Consider the following 2,963-nt stretch of genomic DNA (forward strand, 5'->3'; position numbering starts at 1 on the left):
CCCCTGGAGTCCCCGAAGTCCCCGTCCCTCACCCCCGAAGAGCAACGCACGGCGGAGGAGTGGCGCCTCCTCCTGCAACTCGACTCCGACCCCCGCCTCGGCTGGTACTGGGGCGACCCAGGCCGCATCTACTTCTGCAACCGCGAAAACACCCCACTGGAGGAAACCTGGCTAACCCTCCAAGCCGCCTAAGCCTCCAGCCCGCCGGCCCTTCCAGGCGCTTTGCCCCGCTGGGTGGCCTGATCGTTTGGGCGCCCTGCTGCGGTGCCTGATTCTCCGAGCGGCCACTCCCTCTGGGCGGTCGGATCCTGGATCCTGCATGCGGGACGGGGGCTCAGGGGCGGTGGCGGGCGATCGTGGCGTAGAGGCCGCCGACGGCCAGGGACCAGAGGAGCAGGTGGAGCGCGACGCCGGGAAAGTGCGAGGTGAAGGAATCGGGCCCGTCATGGGGCGGCCGGAGTGGCCGGTGGTCAGGTGCGGTTGCGGGCGGCTGTGGCGTAGAGGGCGCCGACGGCCAGGGACCAGAGGAGCAGGTGGAGGGCGACGGCGGGGAAGTGGGAGGTGAAGGCGCCGGGGCCGTCGTGGGCCGCACGTAGCCAATCGATCATCGGGACTGAGAGCCAGGTGAGGGGGCCGATGCCGAGTAGGAGCAGCCCCAGGGCTCCGCCCAGGAGCGCGAGTAGCGAAACACCGGGGTCGGGGATGATTGCGCGGCTCGTCCATGCGCCGAGCAGTGTGCCCGGGACGGCGACGAGGAGGTTCAGGGCGCAGCCGACCAAGATCGCCGAGCCGGGAGAGTTGACCTGTGCGGCCTGCAGGAGAGGAATGGCCAATGCGACGACGCCGAGGCAGAGGTTCATTGCGTACGCCGCGACGAGTCCCGCCCACAGGGGAGTGCGAGAGAGGCTGGCAGCGGTGGCGGTCAGCGCGCGCTGCTCGTCGGGCTGGGTGTCGAGCAGGGCGCGCGCCGCCCAGGCCCACACCGGGAACATGAAGGCGGCCACGTCCGCGAACGTCTGGACGGCGAGAGAGGAGGCATCGGGCCCGCTCGGTCCCTGGGACAGGATCAGCGCCACGAACAATGCCACGACGATGAGCGGCTGCAGGACGCGGAGCGAATGCACGTAGCCCGACATCTGGAACCGGACGAGCGCGATCACTGCTCGGCCCTCCGCACCCGGTACCCGTCCGTACGCAGCTTCGTCTCCAGGGCGTCGGCCTCGTCCTTCGGCACCTCGACCTCGAGGACGGCCCAACCGGCGGTCCCGTCAGGGGCGAGGCGGGTCACCGCCGCGTCGGCCACCCGCAGCCGCTCGACTCCCGGTAGTGCCTCTAGGCAGCGCTGATGATCGCTGACGACGATTGTGGAGCCGTCGGCAGCCAGTCCGGAGATCAGCTCGGGCAGCGCTTCACGGATGGCGGCGTCCAGGCCCGCGAAGGGCTCGTCCAGGATCAGGAGTTCCGGGTCGCCCATGAGGGCCTGAGCGAGCCCGACCTTCTGAGCGCTGCCCTTCGACAACTCCGGAAGCCGCACGTCGAGGAGGTGATCGAAGCGGAGCCGCTCCGCCCATTCCTCGACTGAGTCCTGCGGCACCCGGCGTATGGCGGCCATATGCCGCAGATACACGCGGACGCTGAACGGCTGGTCGACGGGGAACCGCTCGGGCGCGTACCCGACGCGGGCAGGACGCCCCTCGACGGCGCCCACGCGCGGACGGCGCAAGCCGGCGATCACGCGCAGCAAAGTGGACTTGCCGGCGCCGTTGTGCCCTGTCACCTCGGTAAGGCTGCCGACCGCCAGGGACAACGTGACATCCCTGAACACCCAGGGGTCCCGCCGCCGGTAACGAAAGGCGACATTCTCCAACCGCATGAAAACCACACGCTAGGCGCTCTGACGTAAGCCCGCCGTTAATTAACCCGCCCGGGACCAACCCCAAAGCCGCCAAGCCCGAGTAGTGGGCCTTCGAGCCGCGACACTCCAGCATCCCCGCCGTGTGCAGCGTCCGCTGCCCGTCCCGAATCCGGGGCCGCGGGCTGGCAAACGCGGACACTCATCGTGATGTTGCGTCGCGGAGACCGCCAGAACAACTCAGCGCCCGCGACACGGTGGTGCTCGTCAGTGGCAGGCCGCGCGGTCAAGGTCGCGGCAGGCCCGGTGGGCGTGACCTGCCGGGCACCGGCCGGCAGGGCCTCCAGGTAGGACGCGGCACCGCGTTCGGTCGGCCAGAATGCGGGATCGTCCGGTGGCTCCGGAAGCGGGCAGCCGGTGGCCGCCGCCGCATGGAGCCGTCCCGCTGATCACAGGGCGTCACGCCACCGATCGACGATCGGCTTGGTCGTGTTAGCCGCTCTGTGCGCCCTGGCCTGTCGGCGTGGCCGGGTTGGGGCGGCCGGCGGCGGTGTTCAGCCAGAAGGCGCCGCGCAGGCCGTGGAAGGCGGCCATGACATAGGCGCCGATGGTGGCGGAGATGGCGGCGGTCCATGGGTGGCCGGGCATGTGGGCCCAGAGTGCGAAGAGGGCGGTCAGCAGGATTCCGGTCACGCCTGCGAGTGCGTTGCGCAGGGGCGAGTTCCCCAGCACATTCGGAAACTCCTCGCCGACGAGGCCTTTGATCAGGTGTGGCAGCGCGTTGGTCCCCATGAGGCCGCCGAGGCGATACCGGAGGAGGATGCGGCCCTGCGAACAGCTCTGATCGGCGCGCTGACGTTGGGCGCCGTCATCGGGCGGTACCTGCTGGGCCTGGACGGGCTGCGGGACGCGCCGCCGGAGAGGATCACCGCGCTGCTGCGCCAGTCGTTCCACTCGATCATTCACGGTGATCCCGAGCCTGATCCCGCCGAGCGTCGCTGATCATATGGCGCAGGCCCTGCCCCGGCGAGCCGGCCGACGAGCGGTGAGGCTTTGGGCGAGCCGGTGATCACGGGCGGGTTCTCATGTGGCGGCGGGTGGGGTGCGGGAG

General features: G+C 70.3%; 5 protein-coding genes. 2 read left to right on the top strand and 3 right to left on the bottom strand.

What is annotated here, in order from left to right; translation table 11 throughout:
* The coding region (locus E1284_RS39855) for a DUF1963 domain-containing protein (protein WP_131945304.1) at window positions 1-192 on the top strand (192 nt) is incomplete at its 5' end.
* A 278-nt stretch (window positions 193-470) separates the two neighbouring features.
* Here the strand turns inward: E1284_RS39855 and E1284_RS39860 are convergent.
* The 3 genes from E1284_RS39860 to E1284_RS44215 form a co-directional block, all read right to left on the bottom strand.
* Window positions 471-1,160, bottom strand: coding sequence for a hypothetical protein (locus E1284_RS39860; RefSeq protein WP_131945305.1), 690 nt, complete (start codon window positions 1,158-1,160; stop codon window positions 471-473).
* Entirely contained in the window at window positions 1,157-1,807 is a 651-nt protein-coding gene (locus E1284_RS39865) for an ATP-binding cassette domain-containing protein (RefSeq protein ID WP_243715036.1), read from the bottom strand. Before E1284_RS39865 ends, E1284_RS39860 begins: the two co-directional genes overlap by 4 nt.
* A gap of 537 nt (window positions 1,808-2,344) precedes the next feature.
* Complete coding sequence (locus E1284_RS44215) at window positions 2,345-2,644, bottom strand: hypothetical protein (protein ID WP_131945307.1); 300 nt, start codon at window positions 2,642-2,644, stop codon at window positions 2,345-2,347.
* On the opposite strand from E1284_RS44215, the gene E1284_RS44220 reads away from it, so the two are divergent.
* A complete protein-coding gene (locus E1284_RS44220; protein ID WP_207924232.1) occupies window positions 2,621-2,854 on the top strand; it encodes a TetR/AcrR family transcriptional regulator in 234 nt (77 codons plus the stop codon). The two genes, E1284_RS44215 and E1284_RS44220, sit on opposite strands and share 24 nt — an antisense overlap.
* Window positions 2,855-2,963: the final 109 nt, after the last annotated feature.

The organism is Actinomadura bangladeshensis (assembly GCF_004348335.1).
Taxonomy (GTDB): Bacteria; Actinomycetota; Actinomycetes; order Streptosporangiales; family Streptosporangiaceae; genus Spirillospora; species Spirillospora bangladeshensis.

Bases quoted from the DNA above. Each gene is read 5' to 3' on its own strand.
- E1284_RS44215 (WP_131945307.1), bottom strand. From the start codon at position 2,644: ATGGGGACCAACGCGCTGCCACACCTGATCAAAGGCCTCGTCGGCGAG.